The organism is Gordonia abscondita (assembly GCF_032711245.1).
Classification (GTDB): domain Bacteria; phylum Actinomycetota; class Actinomycetes; order Mycobacteriales; family Mycobacteriaceae; genus Gordonia.
The window spans coordinates 2208368-2226651 of sequence record NZ_CP128986.1 but is presented as its reverse complement, the minus strand read 5'-3'; the positions used below and the strand labels follow the sequence as shown (position 1 = coordinate 2226651).

General features: G+C 65.8%; 18 protein-coding genes. 6 read left to right on the top strand and 12 right to left on the bottom strand.

Annotation, left to right across the window (positions count from 1 at the left end; genetic code table 11):
- Positions 1 to 117: 117 nt before the first annotated feature.
- A complete protein-coding gene (locus tag MP11Mi_RS10485) occupies positions 118 to 822 on the bottom strand; it encodes a TetR/AcrR family transcriptional regulator (protein WP_420038874.1) in 705 nt (234 codons plus the stop codon).
- 63 nt (positions 823 to 885) lie between these two features.
- Here MP11Mi_RS10485 and MP11Mi_RS10480 point away from each other — a divergent pair, with 63 nt between their 5' ends.
- Both MP11Mi_RS10480 and MP11Mi_RS10475 read left to right on the top strand, forming a co-directional pair.
- Positions 886 to 1641, top strand: a complete 756-nt coding sequence (locus tag MP11Mi_RS10480) for an SDR family oxidoreductase (protein ID WP_420038873.1) — start codon at positions 886 to 888, stop codon at positions 1639 to 1641.
- A gap of 33 nt (positions 1642 to 1674) precedes the next feature.
- Positions 1675 to 2001, top strand: coding sequence for a nuclear transport factor 2 family protein (locus MP11Mi_RS10475; protein ID WP_420038872.1), 327 nt, complete (start codon positions 1675 to 1677; stop codon positions 1999 to 2001).
- Positions 2002 to 2018: 17 nt separating this feature from the next.
- Here MP11Mi_RS10475 and MP11Mi_RS10470 read toward each other — a convergent pair whose 3' ends face one another.
- The 6 genes from MP11Mi_RS10470 to sucC all read right to left on the bottom strand — a co-directional run bounded on the left by MP11Mi_RS10470 (position 2019) and on the right by sucC (position 6731).
- Positions 2019 to 2819: a mycofactocin-coupled SDR family oxidoreductase gene (locus tag MP11Mi_RS10470; RefSeq protein ID WP_420038871.1), complete on the bottom strand. Its 801-nt coding sequence runs from the start codon at positions 2817 to 2819 to the stop codon at positions 2019 to 2021.
- 51 nt (positions 2820 to 2870) lie between these two features.
- Entirely contained in the window at positions 2871 to 3506 is a 636-nt protein-coding gene (locus MP11Mi_RS10465; RefSeq protein ID WP_420038870.1) for a TetR/AcrR family transcriptional regulator, read from the bottom strand.
- A gap of 61 nt (positions 3507 to 3567) precedes the next feature.
- Positions 3568 to 4008, bottom strand: a complete 441-nt coding sequence (locus MP11Mi_RS10460; protein WP_420038869.1) for an RDD family protein — start codon at positions 4006 to 4008, stop codon at positions 3568 to 3570.
- Positions 4001 to 4552, bottom strand: coding sequence for a hypothetical protein (locus MP11Mi_RS10455; RefSeq protein ID WP_420038868.1), 552 nt, complete (start codon positions 4550 to 4552; stop codon positions 4001 to 4003). The genes MP11Mi_RS10460 and MP11Mi_RS10455 overlap by 8 nt, the downstream gene beginning before the upstream one ends.
- A 100-nt stretch (positions 4553 to 4652) precedes the next feature.
- Positions 4653 to 5555, bottom strand: coding sequence for a succinate--CoA ligase subunit alpha (gene sucD / locus MP11Mi_RS10450; protein ID WP_420038867.1), 903 nt, complete (start codon positions 5553 to 5555; stop codon positions 4653 to 4655).
- A gap of 12 nt (positions 5556 to 5567) precedes the next feature.
- Positions 5568 to 6731, bottom strand: coding sequence for an ADP-forming succinate--CoA ligase subunit beta (sucC, locus tag MP11Mi_RS10445; RefSeq protein ID WP_420038866.1), 1164 nt, complete (start codon positions 6729 to 6731; stop codon positions 5568 to 5570).
- A 223-nt stretch (positions 6732 to 6954) separates the two neighbouring features.
- Between sucC and MP11Mi_RS10440 the strand changes: the two genes are divergently transcribed.
- On the top strand, positions 6955 to 7887 hold the full coding sequence (locus MP11Mi_RS10440) for a M23 family metallopeptidase (protein WP_420038865.1): 933 nt from the start codon (positions 6955 to 6957) through the stop codon (positions 7885 to 7887).
- Between the two features lie 101 nt (positions 7888 to 7988).
- On the opposite strand, the gene MP11Mi_RS10435 is transcribed toward MP11Mi_RS10440, so the two are convergent.
- The gene (locus MP11Mi_RS10435) at positions 7989 to 10511 is read right to left on the bottom strand and encodes a UvrD-helicase domain-containing protein (protein ID WP_420038864.1); all 2523 of its coding nucleotides are present in this window, start codon (positions 10509 to 10511) and stop codon (positions 7989 to 7991) included.
- A 96-nt stretch (positions 10512 to 10607) separates the two neighbouring features.
- Between MP11Mi_RS10435 and MP11Mi_RS10430 the strand changes: the two genes are divergently transcribed.
- Positions 10608 to 11207 carry a hypothetical protein gene (locus tag MP11Mi_RS10430; RefSeq protein WP_420038863.1) on the top strand — a complete coding sequence of 200 codons (600 nt, stop codon included), beginning with the start codon at positions 10608 to 10610 and terminating at the stop codon, positions 11205 to 11207.
- Positions 11208 to 11232: 25 nt separating this feature from the next.
- On the opposite strand, the gene MP11Mi_RS10425 is transcribed toward MP11Mi_RS10430, so the two are convergent.
- Positions 11233 to 13059 (bottom strand): hypothetical protein, encoded by a 1827-nt coding sequence (locus MP11Mi_RS10425; protein ID WP_420038862.1) that lies wholly within the window; start codon positions 13057 to 13059, stop codon positions 11233 to 11235.
- Between the two features lie 92 nt (positions 13060 to 13151).
- On the opposite strand from MP11Mi_RS10425, the gene MP11Mi_RS10420 reads away from it, so the two are divergent.
- Positions 13152 to 13466, top strand: coding sequence for a chorismate mutase (locus MP11Mi_RS10420; protein WP_420038861.1), 315 nt, complete (start codon positions 13152 to 13154; stop codon positions 13464 to 13466).
- Positions 13467 to 13491: 25 nt separating this feature from the next.
- Here MP11Mi_RS10420 and pgi read toward each other — a convergent pair whose 3' ends face one another.
- Both pgi and MP11Mi_RS10410 read right to left on the bottom strand, forming a co-directional pair.
- Positions 13492 to 15174 carry a glucose-6-phosphate isomerase gene (pgi, locus tag MP11Mi_RS10415; RefSeq protein WP_420038860.1) on the bottom strand — a complete coding sequence of 561 codons (1683 nt, stop codon included), beginning with the start codon at positions 15172 to 15174 and terminating at the stop codon, positions 13492 to 13494.
- Between the two features lie 45 nt (positions 15175 to 15219).
- A complete protein-coding gene (locus MP11Mi_RS10410) occupies positions 15220 to 15960 on the bottom strand; it encodes an SDR family oxidoreductase (RefSeq protein ID WP_420038859.1) in 741 nt (246 codons plus the stop codon).
- Between the two features lie 135 nt (positions 15961 to 16095).
- On the opposite strand from MP11Mi_RS10410, the gene MP11Mi_RS10405 reads away from it, so the two are divergent.
- Entirely contained in the window at positions 16096 to 17307 is a 1212-nt protein-coding gene (locus MP11Mi_RS10405; RefSeq protein WP_420038858.1) for a DUF4185 domain-containing protein, read from the top strand.
- A gap of 29 nt (positions 17308 to 17336) precedes the next feature.
- Here the strand turns inward: MP11Mi_RS10405 and MP11Mi_RS10400 are convergent, their stop codons facing one another.
- On the bottom strand, positions 17337 to 18230 hold the full coding sequence (locus MP11Mi_RS10400) for a DNA-formamidopyrimidine glycosylase family protein (RefSeq protein WP_420038857.1): 894 nt from the start codon (positions 18228 to 18230) through the stop codon (positions 17337 to 17339).
- Positions 18231 to 18284: the final 54 nt, after the last annotated feature.

Here is an 18284-nt window from a genome sequence, read left to right as displayed (position 1 = left end):
CTCAATTTCCCCGCTCAGCATCGGCATCGTCTCGTGCATCGACGCCGTCGCTGAGCGGGGAATTTGAGGTCATTATTGGATCGAACACTCGACCGTGCTGGGCGTCGCCTCGCTCCGTCAATCCAGGTGATCGGCGAGTCGCCGTAACCATTGACACAGCAGCGCGGTCTCGGCTGCCCCCAACACCTCCGGCGAGTTTGCGGCGAGGGAGGCGATTCGGCGGATGTCATCACTCGACGCGCGTCCACCGCTTTCGCCGGTGATGCCCGCGATCGTCGCATCGCGCACTGCCGCGGACAGTTCCGGGTCCGACTCGGCCAGAACGATTCCCCGCAGGGTCACGCCGATGTTCGCCACCAGAATGTGCGCCGCCGCCTGTTCCGGCGACACCGCGAGGCGGCCCTCCGCCGCGGCCCGACTGGTCAACTCCATCAGGAGCATCGTCGGCTTCGCGTGGGCCGCAGGCGAATAGCCCGGCCTCACCTTGCCGTACATGAGTGTGTAGAAGCCGGGATTCGCCAGCCCGAACCGGACGTGCGCGTCCCACCCGTCGCTGATGGCCTGGATAGGATCGCCGCCGGACCGCTGTCCGTGGGTGGGATCCCCCTGCTTTACCTCAAGGTACAACTCGAATCCGTGCTCGACGACGGCGTCGATCAGTCCCTGTTTGCTACCGAAGAAGTGGTAGAGCGTCGGCATACGTACGCCGACACGATCACAGACGTCTCGGAGTGAGAAGTCTTCGCCTGGCGAGGCCGCGATCAGTTCCGCGGCTGCCTCAATCAACCGCGTTCGTGTATCGCTCTTCGCTACCTCTGGCACACCGCTACAGTAATCATGTACCGTCGATATAGTCAGGCATATCGACGATATATAGGAGGAACCATGACGGTCTACCCACTCGAGGGACGCAAGATCCTCGTCGCCGGCGGCGGTAAGAATCTCGGCGGACTCATCAGCCGGCAGGCGGCAGCCGCAGGCGCCGACGTCGCCATCCACTACAACAGCGAATCCTCCAAGCCCGAAGCAGAAGAGACCCTCGCAGCGGTGCACGCCGCTGGCCGCACCGGCGTCTTGCTGACCGGCGACCTCACCGACCCGAACACTGTCGCCACGGTGTTCGACGACGCGGTGGCCGCACTGGGCGGACTCGACGTCGCCGTGAACACGGTAGGTAAGGTTCTCCGCAAGCCGATCGCCGAGACGACTGAGGCCGAGTACGACGGCATGTTCGACGTCAACGCGAAGTCGGCCTACTTCTTCATCAAGGAGGCCGGACGGACATTGCACGATGACGGAAAGGTCATCACCATCGTCACCGCACTTCTCGCGGCGTTCACCGACGGCTACTCGACGTACGCGGGCGGAAAGAGCCCCGTCGAACATTTCACTCGGGCCGCTGCCAAGGAGTATGCGCCGCGCGGCATCTCAGTGAACGCCATCGCGCCCGGACCGATGGACACCCCGTTCTTCTACGGCCAGGAGACGCCCGAGCGCGTCGAGTTCCACAAGTCCCAGGCGATGGGCAACCAGCTGACGCAGATCGAGGACATCGCCCCCATCGTCGGCTTCTTGGCGACCGACGGCTGGTGGATCACCGGCCAGACGATCTTCGCCAACGGCGGCTACACGACCCGCTGATCACCACTCCGCCCACCTAGTAAAAGGACAAGCATGACAACACCGATTCCCGCCACCGTCACCGAGTTCATCGACGCCGTGAACCGCCACGACGAAGAGGGCTTCCTGAATGCCTTCACCGACGACGGGTTCGTCGACGACTGGGGGCGCATCTTCACCGGCCGCGACGCGATGAAGGCATGGAGCGACAAGGAGTTCATCGGTGCCACGGGCACGATGACCGTGACCGACACACACGTCGACGGCTCCACGGTCACCGTCGTCGCCGACTGGCGCAGCACCCATGCGAACGGACTGTCGAAGTTCGTCTTCGACGTCGCGGGCAGCAAGTTGGCGTCGATGACCATCCGCGAAGGCTGACCAGGCGGACGGAGCACTCAGACCTTGGACGATCCCATGTCGATCTGAAACTCGGCTCCGGTGACGGCCTTGGCGGTCGCCAGATAGATGACGGCGTCGCTGAGGTCGTCGACGCTGGCGACCGGGTAGTGGTCCATCATCGACGGGAAGTGGCGGCCCCACGCCTCGAAGGCATCGAAAGCCGACGGGTCCTCCACCCCCATCGGGGTGTGCACAGCGTACGGGTGTACCGAGTTGACCCGGATATCCTTGTCGCCCAACTCCTTCGCGACAGTCTGGGCAAGTCCACGCAGAGCGTACTTCGATGACGCGTAGCCGACCTGCGCGGGCATCGCCTTGAGTCCGGCACACGACGAGATGACCGTGATGCTGCCACCGTTGCGCGTTTCGAGCATCGCGGGGATCGTCGCTTTGAGGGTCTTCCAGGTGCCGACGAGGTTCACGTCGATGACGTCGGTGAACTGTTCTTCGGTCTGTTCCCACGACAGACCCCACGACAGGATGCCCGCGTTGGCGACAACGTGGTCGAGGCGGCCGAATTGTTCGACGCCGTCGGCGACTAGTTCCTGTTGGAAGGCCAGATCGCGGGTGTCGCCCCGGCGGGCGAGGATCTTGCCGCCTTCCAGTTCGACCAGTTTGATCGTCTCGGCGAGATCGTCGGCCGTCGCGGGCGGGTACGTCGTGTGGTCGGCGACGCGGTCGGCGATGTCCATCCCGATGATCGCCGCGCCTTCGCGCGCGAATCGGATCGCATGATTGCGCCCCTGACCTCGGGCGATGCCCGTAATGTACACGACCTGACCGTCGAACTGCCCCATTGACGTACGCCTTCCCGAAACACTCAGTAGATGCCCGAACTGTAACACGTTCTAGTTGGGGTGACCGGGTTCCGCACCCGAACCCGCGTACAGAGCGGCCAGCGCCATCGTCGTCAACAGTTCACGCAGCGCCGGTTCGGAATAGCGCGGCAGCCGGGGCGACGAATTGAGGAGACCGAAGCCCGCATGGACGCGGACACGTGCCTCGTCCCGGGTGAGACTCTCCCCCACCGCGGCGACCAGGACATCCACCCACCGTTCGACGTACCGACGCTGCAGGGAGCGCACCGTCCGGTTGGCGTCGGGCGTCATCGACGTGAGATCACGGTCCTGCACCGTGATCAGGTCGGGCTTCGTCACGAGGACGTCGATGTGGAACTCGATGAGCCGCACCAGGACGTCGGCGGGCTCCCCGTCTGCGGTGACGACCGTCTCGCCGCCCGCGTGCAGCCGCTCGCTGATGTCGAGCAGCATCTGGTCGAGGAGGTCGATCTTCGATTTGAAGTGCCGATACATCGCGGGGCCGCTGACGCCCGCTTCCGCGCCGATGTCCTCCAACCGGACGGCGGCGAATCCGCTGCGCGCCATCTGCCGCGCGGCCGCGGCGATCAACTCGGCTCGTCGCGCGGCTTTTGCCTGTGACCGGCGCGTACCCGGCGCCGCTTCGGGTTCAGCACGCTCGGGCAACGCCGCTCCTCGCCGGATCGTCAGGGGATCGTTCGAGGTGAACTCTATCCCGGCGTGCGCCTCACTTCGTGTACACCACCCTGGTCCGCAGCACGATGTCTTGGAGCGACCGACGCCGCGACGACAGCGCGACCCATGCCAACCCGATGGGGAACACCGTGCAGAACAAGGCGCGCAACAGAAGCCAGTGCACCTTCACGCGTCCGCCTTTCGAACTCGCGACGCGCAGCCCGAGCACGGCTTGGCCCACCGAGCGGTCGGTGACGGCCCAGCAGACGAATAGGTAGACGACCGACGCGACGAAGAAGCCGGTCGCGGAGAAGATCCACGGGACGGTCGGAAAGTGGAAGTCGCGCACATTGACGGCGAATACAACGAACGCGATCGCGAGATAGCTGCCGCTCATCAGCATGAGGACCACCGCGAGGTCGACGCCCGCTGCCAGCGTTCGGCTCACGATGCCCGCGTCCCGCACCGGCTCGGGCGCTCGTCCGTCATTCATCGCGTGCCTTCCGCCGCAGCATCCGCCCCACGAGGTTCTCGACGGCGTCGTCGGCGCGTTCACTGCCGCCGCGCACGTCGGTGATCATCTCGGTGGTCACCGTCGTGCTCGCCCCGCGCACCATCGACGAGATGTCGACACCGTCGAGCATCGCGTTCACATCCACCCGGTCGAGGACGGCGTCCAGGTCGAGGTCCGCGAGTAGCGCGTCCAGGTCGAGACGGGCGAGAAGCCGGGGCAGGTCCACGGAGTCGAGCAGGGCGTTCACGTCCAGCGAGTCGAGAAGAGCATTCACGTCGAAGGTCGTGAGGAGCGCGTTGAGGTCGACCTTCTCGAGGAGTTCGTTGAGATCGACCTTTTCGATCACGGCACTGACATCGAGGGCCCCGACGACCCGGTTGAGGTCGACACCGACCAAAAGGACTTGAGTCAGGTCGATCTCCTCGGTGAGGTAGGTGATGGCTTCGGACAAGACGAAGCGGATCGTCTTGCCCGGCAATGCGACCGCCCGACCCACTGTCTCCGTGATCAGGCTCTGAATCATTGAATGATCATGCCAGATATGCACGACGCCCCGATACGGCTTATGGCCGAATCGGGGCGTCGTGAGGTGCGTTCGGATGAACGCGACTCGCGTTATCGAATCACAGGGCTTCGAAGAGTTCGCGGGCGAGTCGAGCGGTCTCGCTCGGCGTCTTGCCGACCTTCACGCCTGCAGCCTCGAGGGCTTCCTTCTTGGCCTGCGCGGTGCCCGCGCTGCCGGAGACGATTGCGCCGGCATGGCCCATCGTCTTGCCCTCGGGGGCGGTGAAGCCCGCGACGTAGCCGACGACCGGCTTGGAGACGTTGGCCTTGACATACTCGGCCGCACGCTCTTCGGCGTCGCCGCCGATCTCGCCGATCATGACGATCAGCTTGGTGTCGGGGTCGTTCTCGAACGCCTCGATCGCGTCGATGTGCGTGGTGCCGATGACCGGGTCGCCGCCGATGCCGATGGCAGTCGAGAATCCGAGGTCACGGAGCTCGTACATCATCTGGTAGGTCAGGGTGCCCGACTTGGAGACCAAGCCGATCGGGCCCTTGCCGGTGATGTTGTTCGGCGTGATGCCGACGAGCGCCTCGCCCGGCGTGATGATGCCCGGGCAGTTCGGACCGATGATGCGGGTCTTCTCGCCCTTCTCCACGTTGTAGGCCCAGGCGTACGCCGAGTCCTGCACGGGGATGCCCTCAGTGATCACGACGAGCAACGGGATCTCCGCGTCGATGGCCTCGACGATCGCGTCCTTGGAGAACGCGGGCGGGACGAAGGCGATCGACGTGTCGGCGCCGGTCTTCTCGATGGCCTCGGCAACCGAGCCGAAGACGGGCAGTTCGACGTTATTGCCGTCAGCGTCCACGTGGGAGACGGTGGTCCCCGCCTTGCGCGCGTTGACGCCGCCGACGACGTTGGTGCCCGCCTTGAGCATCAGTGCGGTGTGCTTGGTGCCCTCGCCGCCGGTGATGCCCTGGACGATGACCTTGTTGTTCTTGTTCAGGTAAATCGACATATGTTCCGGCTCCTACTTGCTCGCCAGCTCGGCGGCCTTGTCGGCGCCGGCATCCATGGTCTCCGCCAGGGTCACCAGCGGGTGGTTGGCGTCGGCCAGGATCTTGCGACCCTCTTCGACCTTGTTGCCGTCCAGGCGGACGACGAGCGGCTTGCTCGCGGCGTCGCCCAGCTTGCCGAGCGCACCGACGATGCCGTTGGCGACCGCGTCACACGCGGTGATGCCGCCAAAGACGTTCACGAAGACACTCTTGACCTGCTCGTCGCCGAGGATGACATCGAGACCGGCCGCCATGACGTCGGCCGATGCGCCGCCGCCGATGTCCAGGAAGTTGGCGGGCTTGACGCCGCCGTGGTTCTCGCCTGCGTAAGCGACGACGTCGAGAGTCGACATGACCAGACCTGCACCGTTTCCGATGATTCCGACCTGTCCGTCGAGCTTGACGTAGTTGAGGTCGTTCTCCTTGGCCTTGAGCTCGAGGGGATCGGTCGCGTCCTTGTCAGCGAACTCGGCGTGGCCGGGCTGACGGAAATCGGCGTTCTCGTCGAGCGTGACCTTGCCGTCGAGAGCGAGGATCTCGTCGTTGGGGGTGCGGACCAGCGGGTTGACCTCGACCAGGCTGGCGTCTTCGTTGATGAAGACGTCCCACAGCTTCTGGATGGTCACGGCCGCCGCGTCGAGAACCTCGGCGGGCAGGTGCCCGGCCTCGGCGATCTCACGCGCGAACGCCAGGTCGACGCCCTTGACCGCGTCGACAGCGATGCGGGCCAGGCGGTCCGGCTTGGTCGCGGCGACCTCTTCGATCTCCATGCCGCCTTCCACCGAGCACATGGCCAGGTAGGTGCGGTTGGATCGATCGAGCAGGAACGAGATGTAGTATTCCTCGGCGATGTCGCTGGCTTCCGCGACGAGAAGCCGCTTGACGACGTGGCCCTTGATATCGAGCCCGAGGATGTTTTCAGCGTGTGTCTGTGCGTCATCGGGGGTCGCGGCGTACTTGACGCCACCCGCCTTACCACGTCCGCCGACCTTGACCTGCGCCTTGATCATGACGGGCTTGCCGATTTCCTCGGCGATCGCCCGCGCATCGGCGGCAGTATCGGTCACCCGACCCGGTGTGGTGGGTACCCCATGCTTGGCGAACAGTTCCTTCGCCTGGTATTCGAAGAGATCCATTCAGCTCACCATCTGAAGTAAGTTTCGTCCGCTTCGGTGTAACGCGGACCATAACGGACTGTAATCCTGTCGCCCGCGTCGCTTCGCACTCGGTGCGAACCTTGTGCCCCATCTCACTCAGTTGTCGCCCAAGGTGGACTTCAGGCGGACTGTTGGTTACCGTCTACTGGGTTGGTAACGAGAAGGTCACAGAGACCTGGCGACGATACGAGGTGAGCAGACGGTGGCAGCAGGTAGCGCTTTGCGCTCGGAGAATCCCACCGCTCCCGCCGCCGAAGAACCTGCGACTCTCGACATTCCACTTCCTTCGCGCAACCTCCGTCTCGGGCTCGGAACCACCCCGGGCAGCGACGCGGTCTCCACCACCGAGATACCCGTCGCGAACGACGACATTCCGACGTCTACCCCGCCCGTGGCAGTGGCGACGTCGCATCCCGAACCCGTTGGACGCCACCGCCTCCGGGCCCCGTCGTCGGCATTGAAAGCGCGCACCGCACTGGTTGCGATGGCCGCGGGTGCGGGTGCTTTCGCCCTCGCCGGGTCAGGCGCGCAGCAGGCGACGCCAGTCGCCGAGCCCGCCCCAGACGTGGCGCTCGCCGCGTCGGGCACCGACGCAGACCTCGGTCCCGGGATCGCCGCGTCGGCCCCCGAAGCGGATATGAGTGTCTTCGACGATCAGCTCCCTCAGGGCGCGAAACTCGCCAAGCAGAAGGCCGCCGCCCGTGAGGCGAAGCTCAGGCCCGAAGTCATGAGCCCGATACCGCTGGGCGTCTACGACCTGACATCGGCGTACGCGCCGCGGTGGGGCGCCTTCCACGGCGGCATCGACATGGCAGCGCCGCTCGGCACCCCGATCCATGCGGCGACCGACGGCGTCGTCGTAGCGGCCGGGCCGGCCTCCGGCTACGGCAATTGGGTGCAGATCAAAGCTCCTGACGGCACGATCACGATGTACGGCCACATGTCGGCGTCGGGTGTGCACGTGTCGAAGGGCGATCATGTCACCGCGGGCGATGTGATCGCTCTCGTCGGCAGCGAAGGCTTCTCCACCGGCCCGCACGTTCACTTCGAGGTATGGAAGGACGGCAAGATGAAGATCGATCCCGCCGTCTGGCTCGCCGCGAAGGGCGTACACCTGTCCGCCCTCCACGGCTGACCCGCGTCGCGTCCGATCGCGACAGCGACCGCCGCCCGAACCGGTCGTTAACACGCCGTCGGTGATACCGCTCGACCCTCGGACCGCGCCGTTGCGCTCGTCTACAGCTTCTCGCCTGGCAGCCCGCCCGCAGTCATCAGCGTGACGCGTCCAACGCTGCCGCCGAAGTCGAAGGTGATCCGTTCGGTGATGCCGCTGCCCTCTTTCGCGACGGCCTTGCCCATCCCGAACTTGGGGTGATTCATCCGGTCCCCGATGTCGTAATGCGCAGTCTTGTTGCGGGCGCGCGCAGGATCGGGCGAACCGAACGACGACCGACGATTTCCCGAGTCCCCAAAGCCCGAGCCACCGAAGCCCGAACCCCCAAAACCTGAACTACCGCTCGACGAGTAACCGAACGCGCCCCGCGATTCCCGCGGTGCACGACGCGGCTCGGTGCGCCGCCAGTCGATGAGGTGCTGCGGGATCTCCTGCAGGAACCGCGATTCCGGGTTCGACACCGGTTGCCCCCACGATGCTCGGGACATCGCACGCGTCAGGTAGAGGCGCTGCCGGGCGCGGGTGATACCGACGTAGGCGAGTCGGCGTTCCTCGCTGAGTTCGTTCGGGTCACCGAGTGCGCGCATGTGCGGGAAATGTCCGTCCTCCCAGCCGGTGACGAACACGACCGGGAACTCGAGCCCCTTCGCGGTGTGCAGAGTCATCATGGTGACAACGCCGTCACCTTCGTCGGGTACTTGGTCGGCGTCGGCGACGAGGGACACCTTCTCCAGGAAGGCGGCGAGCGAACCGGGTTCGGGTTCGCCGTCTTCCGCAGGTGCGGGCGCATCCGGGTCGATATCGATGTCCTCGTCGGCTTCGGCACGCTGCGCGGCTTCCAGACTGAAGTCGCGGGCCACGGCAACGAGCTCATTGATGTTGTCCAATCGCGCGCCGTCCTGCGGGTCGTTGGACGCTTCGAGTTCGCCGCGGTAGCCGGACCGGTCGATGATCGCGTCGACGAGGTCGCCGATGTCGGCACCCTCGGTGGTCGCGTCGGCGATCGCTTCGTCGGCTGCCCCACCGACCGCACCGAACGACATGAGGAAGTCGCTGCGGAGCCCTTCGATGAGTTCGACGAACGCCGTGATCTGTTTCACGGCACGTGTGTTGAGCAGCGCGACGCGGTTCTCCGTGGCATCGAGCAGCCCCTGGTAGAAGCTGACGCCGAGGTTCTCCGCGTGGACCGCCACGCATGCTTCGGCGCGGTCGCCGATGCCGCGGCGCGGGGTGTTGAGGATGCGGCGCAGGCTCACCTGGTCGTCGGGGTTGGAGACGACACGCAGGTAGGCGACGATGTCACGGACTTCTTTGCGTTCGTAGAACTTTGTGCCGCCGACCACCTTGTATGGCATTCCGTGCCGCACGAAGACTTCTTCCAGCGCGCGCGAACCCGTGTTGGTCCGGTAGAAGACGGCGACGTCGGAGTAGGTGTGGCTCGCCGAACCGCCGATCGAGTAGTCGACTAGTTGCTCGATCTCCTTGGCGATGAACGCGGCCTCCTCGCGGTCCGAGTCGGCGACGTACCCAGTGATGAGTTCGCCGTCACCGGAGTCGGTCCACAGGCGCTTCTCGCGACGTCCCGTGTTGCGGGAGATGACGGCGTTAGCCGCCGACAGGATGGTCTGGGTGGACCGGTAATTCTGTTCGAGGAGAATCGTCTCGGCGTTCGGGTAATCGCGTTCGAACTCTTCGATGTTGCGGATCGTCGCGCCGCGGAAGGCGTAGATCGACTGGTCGGCGTCGCCGACGACACATAGTTCGGACGGCGCGACGCCGCCCGCCAGGGTGGGTTCGTCGCCGACGAGTTCGCGGACGAGGACGTATTGGGCGTGGTTGGTGTCTTGGTACTCGTCGATCAGCACGTGGCGGAAGCGGCGACGGTAATACTCGGCGACCTCGGGATGCCGCTGCAGCAAGGACACCGTCTCGCCGATCAGGTCGTCGAAGTCGAAGGCGTTGGCCGAGGCGAGGCGACGCTGGTACTCGGCGTAGATCTCGGCGATGGTCTGCGCCGTCGGATCGGGTTGATCGGCTGCCGACGCCTGCGCCGCAGCCTCGTCCGGCTCGACGAGCTCGTTCTTGTGGTTGGAGATCACTGTGCCGACGCCGCGCGGACTGAACTTCTTGGCGTCGAGCCCGAGGTCGCGGATCACCATGCCGAGGAGTCGGCGCGAGTCGTCGGCGTCGTAGATCGAGAAGTTCGAGTTGCGGTTGCCCAGCAGGGCCGACTGCGCGCGGAGAATCCGAACGCACGTCGAGTGGAACGTGGACACCCACATGTACGCGGCCCGTGGACCGACGAGATCGATGACGCGTTCACGCATCTCGGCTGCCGCCTTGTTGGTGAACGTGATCGCCAGGATCTGGCCGGGTGTCACATCCCGTTCGGCGAGCAGAAACGCGATGCGACGGGTGAGCACCGCGGTTTTCCCCGATCCCGCGCCCGCCACGATCAACAGCGGTACGCCCTGGTGGACGACGGCCTCGCGTTGCTGCGGGTTGAGCCCGTCGAGCAGTTCCCGACCGCGATCAGTGAGATCGATGGCGGCAGTTCCGGGTGCAGGAGAGTTCGAGGAGTTCATCGCGTAGTCAGGCTACCCGTGAGGTCCGACAAGACGCTCTCGGCGGTCGCCGCGCGATAGTCTGAGCACGACCTCGGCCTGGCGAAGGGGGAACACATGTCCGGTCTTCTGCCGACCGCCCAGGAGCGGCTGGCCGCCGACCTCCGACTGATGAGAGCAGCGTCCGCGATCTGCGCCGTCCTTCTCCTGTGGCTGGTGATCGGACTGTTCCGCCACCCCGCCTCGTCCTGGATCGAACGGTTCGTCGTCGGTGTGCTCGCCTTCTGTGTCGCCGCTCCCGTCATCGGGATGATGGCATTCCGGAAGCGGCTTCCCGCCCTCGACCGAACTCCCCGACCGGCTCGAGTGATCGGCCGCGACCACTTCAACACCGAACCCGAACCGGACAGTGAGATCGCACCGTACGTACTTGTCCGCGTCGCATTCGACGTCGACGGACAGGAGGTCGAGGCGCTGATCGCGGACCTCGTCGTCGCGCCATCGCTCGACGAGTTCGTCGACGGTTCGGTGTGGCAGGTCTACGCCTTCGCGGCTGCGGACACGCTGACCAAGACCGGCGACGGCTGGTGCCGCGTCATACTCGCCGAAGCACACGACGGCATCGTCCGCGCCGGCTACGACCTCGGCGCGCATGCTGTGCACAACGAGCCCGGAACCGGATCTGACCTGCTGCTGCGCCGCTTCGCGCGGAGGTAATTGGATCGGCGACTTGGACCGGCTCCTACGGTGCCAGTCCAGCCATGACGGGGCTCCCGACCCGGCCTTCGCCCGTGTGCAGATGTAGTCCCGGCGTGACCGGACGGATCTGCACGCCGTCGCCGTGCCCGTTCAGTTGCGCGTACACCACGTGCAGACCCGACTGGACGGGTATCTGCAACGGTTCGCCGCCGTCGAGCCGCAGCTCGATCTCGCCGTCGCGGTCCGCACAGTAGCTGATCTGCAACGTCCACTGGACGTCGATGAGCGGCCCGTCGAGTGCCAGTCGCTCCGGTCCCGCGATGCCCGGCTTGCGGCATGAGCCCGCACTGGGCTCGATCGTGCGCGCACGCGTCACCGCTCCCTGCGCCGCCTTGCCAGTCGGGTCGAGGACGACGAGGTCGTCGGTATACGACCCGAACTCCGGACGTTCGGGGAGGCGCCCGAAGATCCGGCTGATCTGATTGTCCGGGTAAGCCACCGGGAGCAGGACTTCCAACGGGACCGCCTGATCGAACATGGTGCGCCCGGCATTGTCTTTCATCGCCTGACGCGCGTTCGCGAGATAGTCGGCAGTGGGTCCCTCATGCCACGACGTCGAGAATGCGCTGGTAGCGATCATCGACGAGACGACGAGCAGCACCGCACCGACGGCCACCACGATCGCCGGACGACGATCCGGTTCGACGGGCGCAGCGTGCGTTCCGCTGGCGCCCGGGGCCGCCGCGATCAGGGCGAACGCGACAGTGAGCACGAGCGCCGTGTCGGGCAGATACCGCATCGTCTGGGCGAGTTCGAGCGAGGTGAACTCGCCGGACCTCGTCCACAGGACAGGAACCTGCACGAGGACGGCGTAAAGCGCGGCGCACACCCACACGGCGACGACGCCGCGCTTGGCGCGCACCGTCAGCACGACGAGCACCGCGAGGATCACCCAGCCGAGCACGATCATCCAGATCGGCGCAAGGCCCATCGGCGGCGACGGCACCCAGCGCTCCCAATTCCACGGCCCACCCGCGAATGACGGGACGATCGCGTTGTTGATGCTCCGCCACACCAGGTGCGCGGTCTGCGAGAACGAGTGGTGCCCGTCGGTGGCGGTAGTCGTCGCGAAGAACAGGACAGCCCACGCCACGAACACGGTTCCGAGGGCCGCCCACAGGCTGCGCGCTCGGGTGAACGTCACCGTCAACGCGGACGTCCGGAAGTCGTGCTCGGGATGCTCGAACCGGTTCGTCGGGCGGCGCGCGGCGAACAGTGCGGCGACGAACGCGACAGGGAGTATCACCAGCGACTTCTCGAAGAACGCGAGCGCGACTACGAATGCGACCACCGCGAAGACGGCGAGCCTGGTGCGGCGAGCGTCGGGTACGTCATCGCGTACCAGCAGGACCGCGTTGCCGACGATGTAGGCGAGCGCTGCCTGCATCGGCAACGTGTTGAGGCCCGCAGCCCACCACACGTACGCGCTGACCGTCATCGGGACGAACAGGTAGAACGCGAACGCTGCGAGCGCTGCGACGCCCGCACGCGGCGCAATGATCCGGATCATCCGCCACACCGCGAGGGACGCGATCGCCTGCAGGACGACGAGAGTCACCGCGGGCAGCCACCATTGAACGGGAGCGATCACCGTCGACACCCCGGCCAGCAGGAACGCGCCCGGCATGAAGTGCCCGTCGTGGCTGGTGCCGAGATAGTCCCAGCTGAGGATCGGGTCGCTCGACGCCTGTGCGATGAGGACGAGATCGTCCCAGTAGAAGTTGCCTCGGGCGACGAGCCACGCTCGCACGACGAGTTGCGCGACGATGAGCGCGACGGCGATGGGGACGAGCTTGCGGGCGTGCGGCATTCCAGCATTGTCGCGCACCCTGCGCGGCGTAGCGCCGGTCCCACGCCGGTCGCACGACGCGGAGCCGTCGACGCGTGGCAAAATCGGTAGACGTGACTGAGCCAACCGACCCGGCGAACCGGGACCTGGGAATCGACGGTCTGAGTGCCGACGTCGCCGACCTCCCCGACGACATCGACACCCTGCGCCTAGAGATCGACCGGATGGACGCGGTCATCCTCGCGGCGATCCAGCGACGCAGTGCTGTCTCGAAGAAGATCGGCGCGCACCGGATGGCGACCGGCGGGCCGCGCCTGGTGCACAGCCGGGAGGTCAAGGTCCTCGACCGCTTCGCGGCACTCGGTTCGGAGGGACACACCCTCGCGATGCTGCTGCTGCGTCTGGGGCGCGGACCACTCGGCCGCTAGCCGCAGCCCGGGCGAGACCGCTCGATCAGCGTCCCCGCTGGTCGCGATACCAGCGGACCAGAGCTTCGGTCGACGAATCGTGCGACGCCGCAGGCTCCGCGTCGTCGGTCAGAATGTTGACGAGCGTGTTGGCCTTCTCCTTGCCGAGCTCGACGCCCCACTGGTCGAACGGGTCGATGCCCCAGATCATCGCCTTGACGAAGGTGATGTGCTCGTAGAGCGCGATGAGCTGGCCGAGGACCGACGGGGTGAGCCGTGGCGCGAGGATCGACGTCGACGGCCGGTTCCCCGGCATAACCTTGTGCGGGATACGGTCCGCGGACACGCCTTCGGCCGCAAGATCGTCCGCGGGCTTACCGAACGCCAGCACCTCGGTCTGCGCGAAGAAGTTCGCCATCAAAATGTCGTGCATCGAGCCGCCGGAGGCACCGTCCAGATCGTCGGTCGGCTGACCGAATCCGATGAAGTCGGCGGGCACCAGCCAGGTGCCCTGGTGCAACAGTTGATAGAACGCGTGCTGGCCGTTGGTACCGGGTTCGCCCCAGTAGACGGTGCCGGTCGGAGTGGTGACGGGTCGTCCACCCGCGGTCACCGACTTGCCGTTCGACTCCATCGTCAACTGTTGCAGGTACGCGGGGAACCGGGCGAGGTCCTGCGCGTACGGGAGAACTGCCTGCGACTGGGCCTGAAAGAAGTTCGAATACCAGACGCCGATCATGCCTAGCAGGACCGGAGCATTGTGTTCGAGCGGCTGCGTCGCGAAATGCTCGTCGACCGTGTGGAACCCGTCGAGGAATTCGGCGAACCGTTCCCGACCGACGGCGATCATCAGGCTCAGGCCGATCGCCGAGTCGACCGAGTAGCGGCCGCCGACCCACCCCCAGAAACCGAACATGTTCGCGGTGTCGATACCGAACTTCGCGACCTCGTCGGCGTTGGTGCTGACCGCGACGAAATGCTTGGCCACGACGTCGGTCGCATCGTCGTCGACGCCGAGTCCGGCGAGCAGCCAGCGGCGCGCGGCGACGGCGTTGGTGATGGTCTCCAACGTGGTGAACGTCTTCGAGGCGACGACGACGAGGGTCGTCTCCGGGTTCAAGTCGTCGAGAGTCGACACCACATCGACCGGGTCGATGTTGGAGACGAAGTGGCAGCGCAGGCCGTCCTGTCGATAGTGGCGGAGCGCGTCGTAGGCCATCGCAGGCCCGAGATCGCTGCCGCCGATCCCGATGTTGACGACGTCGGTGATCGGCTTGCCGGTGTGCCCGACCCAGTCGCCGCCGCGGACCCGGTCGGAGAACTCGCCCATCGCGTCGAGCACGGCGTGCACGTCGGACACCACTTCTTGTCCGTCGACGACGAGTCGGGCGCCGCGAGGCAGTCGTAACGCGGTGTGGAGTGCGGCCCGGTCCTCGGAGGTGTTGACGTGTTTGCCCGCGAACATGGCGTCACGCCGATCTTCGAGGCCCGCTTCGCGCGCCAGACTCAACAGCAGTTCGATCGTCTCACCGGTGACGAGATGCTTCGAGTAGTCGATGTGCAGGTCACCCGCGTCGACCACCAGCGTCGAACCGCGTTCGGGATCCATGGCGAACAGTTCACGTAGGTGCAGTGCGTAGACGTGCGAGTAGTGGGCGGCGAGCGCATGCCACGACACAGTCGCTGTTATGTCGTATTCGCCGGTGGCATCGGTGCGGGAGCCCAACATGCTTCAACCCTATGTTGTCGCACAGGAATTCGCCGTTCGACGGGGTCAGACGAGGCGTGCGCTGATCGCGTCGGGGAGGTAGCGCAACGCCCACGAAATCGGCGTCCACGGCCATCCGGGGACGGCGGCGCGCGCAGGCTCGGCTTCGATGGCTTTGACCATCGCGGTGACACCCGCGTCGGTGTCGGTCATCATCGACGTCTTGACGCCCCGATTTATGTCGGTCTCGATGTAGCCGGGCAGCAGCACAGTGACGACGATGCCGGTGCCTTTCAGTTCCGCCTGCAGCCCCTGGCCGAGGGTGGCCAGACCGGCCTTGGACGCTGAGTACGCAGCCTGCGCCTTGGGGAGTCCGCGGACTGCGCTCATCGAGCTGACGAGGACGAGGTGCCCGCTGTTCTGTGCGCGGAAGATTTCCAGCGCTGCTTCGATCTGGGTGAGCGCGCCGACGAGGTTGGTTTGGACGGTCTCGATATTGGCGGCGGCCTTGCCCGTCCCGATCGGCGCACCCTTGCCGAGTCCGGCGTTGACGATCACGCGGTCGACACCGCCGAGTTCGTCGGCGAGCCTCCCGAATGCTGCGGGGACCGCGTCGGCGTCGGTCACGTCGAGTTGTGCGACGGCGACTCTCCGCGCGGTCGGTTCGAGTTCGGCGGCGAGCGTCTCGAGTCGATCGAGCCGTCGAGCGGCGAGTCCGAGACTGCGTCCGCGAGCCGCGAATTGACGCGCCATTCCTTCGCCGAGTCCTGAACTGGCACCGGTGATGATGATCTTCTCGCGCGACATGGCAGCGAATATACCTGCGCGGGTTGTCAGATCGTGATGCGGCGATCTTCGCGGTATCTCTTCTTTCCGCCGATCGTCGCCTGTACAACTGATTGGGACCGTACTATCCCCTCCCCCGGCAGAGGACCGAACGTGATGCGACGAACCGCTCGAACCATTACGACCTTCGCGCTCAGCACCGCGATGGCCGCAGCCGCAGTGACCGCCGTCGTCACGCCGCCCCCGGCACAGGCCTCCGGCGCGTGCAGCAATTCCGGGACGGGCATCCGACTCCCATTCGATTTCGGTTCGCTCGGGTTCCCGCGCGGCGGCGCCGCGCAGGGGCCGCAGAAGCCACTGCCGCATTTCGACAACGGGCGCACCAAGACGATCTCTTGGGTCACCGGGCCGTTGAGCGGCAACAAGACATTCACTCGGTTCGGCATCTCCGGCACTGACGTCGGCGTCGCGTGGGATAACGAGCGAGGTCAGACGTTGATGGCGTTCGGCGACACGTTCGGGAACTGCCTTCACCAGGACCGCGGATGGCGCCACAACACACTGCTGCGCTCGACCGACACGAATCTGGCCAACGGGCTGACGCTGCAGCGTCGCGGATTCGCGGGCGAAATGTTCGGCGCCGTCGGATTCAGCGGCATCGAGAAGACGACGATCCCGACCGCAGGCGTCTCGATCGGCGGTAAGCAGTACGTCAACTACATGTCAGTCCGCGCGTGGGGCGCGCCGAGCCGCTGGTTCACGAACTATTCGGCGACCGCAGTGTCGTCGAACAACGGGCGCAGCTGGTTCACCCCGCAGAGCACGATCCGGGTGAACGCGGGCGTCGACGCCGCGCTGCCTGCCGGCTGGCCGTCGGTGAACCAGGTGAACCCACTGTTCCAGCAGAGTGCATACCTAAAGGGCGTCGGAGACGACGCTGGCTGGGTCTACCAATACGGCACGCCGAACGGCCGGTTCGGCGCGGCGCATATCGCTCGGTTCCGCCCGGGCGACATCCTCGATCCGGGCAAGTATCAGTACTGGACCGGCACCCGTTGGGCAGTCGGTGCCGCGCGACCTGCGGCGATCGTCCGCGGCCCGGTGACCGAACTGTCGGTGGCCTGGAGCCCGTACCTGAATAAGTATGTGATGCTCGACAGCCCGCACGGGGTCAAGATGCGTACCGCGAACCACCCGCAGGGACCGTGGAGTCCGGGCCGACGGATCGCTCCGTCGAGCCTTGAGTTGTATGCGCCGATGATGCTCCCGTCGTCACCTGCGCTGCGCGGCACGGGCCCAGAGTTGTACTTCAACGCTTCCCGGTGGGACGACTACAACGTCGCCCTGATCCGCACCAAGGTGCGCTGACCTCCGCTACCCAACCGAAATCGACGCTCCTACTTCAACAACCGCGACATCCGACGGTCGGCAAGGATCTTCCCGCCGGTCTGACAGGTGGGGCAATATTGGAACGAGCGATCGGTGTACGACACTTCGCGGACCGTGTCGCCGCAGACCGGGCACGGCAGCCCGGTCCGGGCGTGCACACGCAGCCCCGTCCGCTTCTCCGATTTCATAGTCGCGACCTCGCGTGTCTCGAGCCGTCGGGTGGCGTCAGCGAGGACGGTCCGCGTCGTCTCGTAGAGGTTGTCGATCTGACAGTCGTCGAGGGACTTCGCGGACGCGAACGGGGAGAGTCTCGCGGTGTGCAGGATCTCGTCGGAGTAGGCGTTCCCGACGCCGCTGATGGTGCGTTGGTCGGTGAGGACAGTCTTGATTCGCGATGTGGTTCCGGACAGGATCGCGGCGAACTCGTCGCGAGAGACGGCGAGCACGTCGGGTCCGAGGGTCGCGATGCGCTCGACGTCGGAGGTGTCGCGGACGATCCACGCGGCGAGACGTTTCTGGGTGCCTGCCTCTGTCACGTCGAAGCCTTCGCCGGGCAGACCGCAGTGCACGCGCAGCGCGATGGGACTCTTTCCGCCGGGCCGGGGCGGTGTCTGCGACAGTGCGCTGCTCCAGCGGACCCATCCGGCGCGAGAGAGGTGGACAACGAGGTCGATCTCCGGGTCACTCGCGGCGCCGCCGTCTGGTCCTGGAATGGTGCGGATGACCAGGTACTTGCCAATGCGGTCAACGGAGCTCACGGTGCGCCCGGGCAGCGCCGTGTACTGCGGGTCCGCGGTTTTGAGGACCGACAGTGATGCGATGTCGATGCGGCGGATCGGCAGGCCCGCGGTGCGCGAGTCGAGGTAGGCGGCGATCGCGGAGACCTCAGGAAGTTCCGGCATGAATCCAGTGTGAACCGATATCGGCGGCATGTCTTGCACCCGATGTGATTTGGT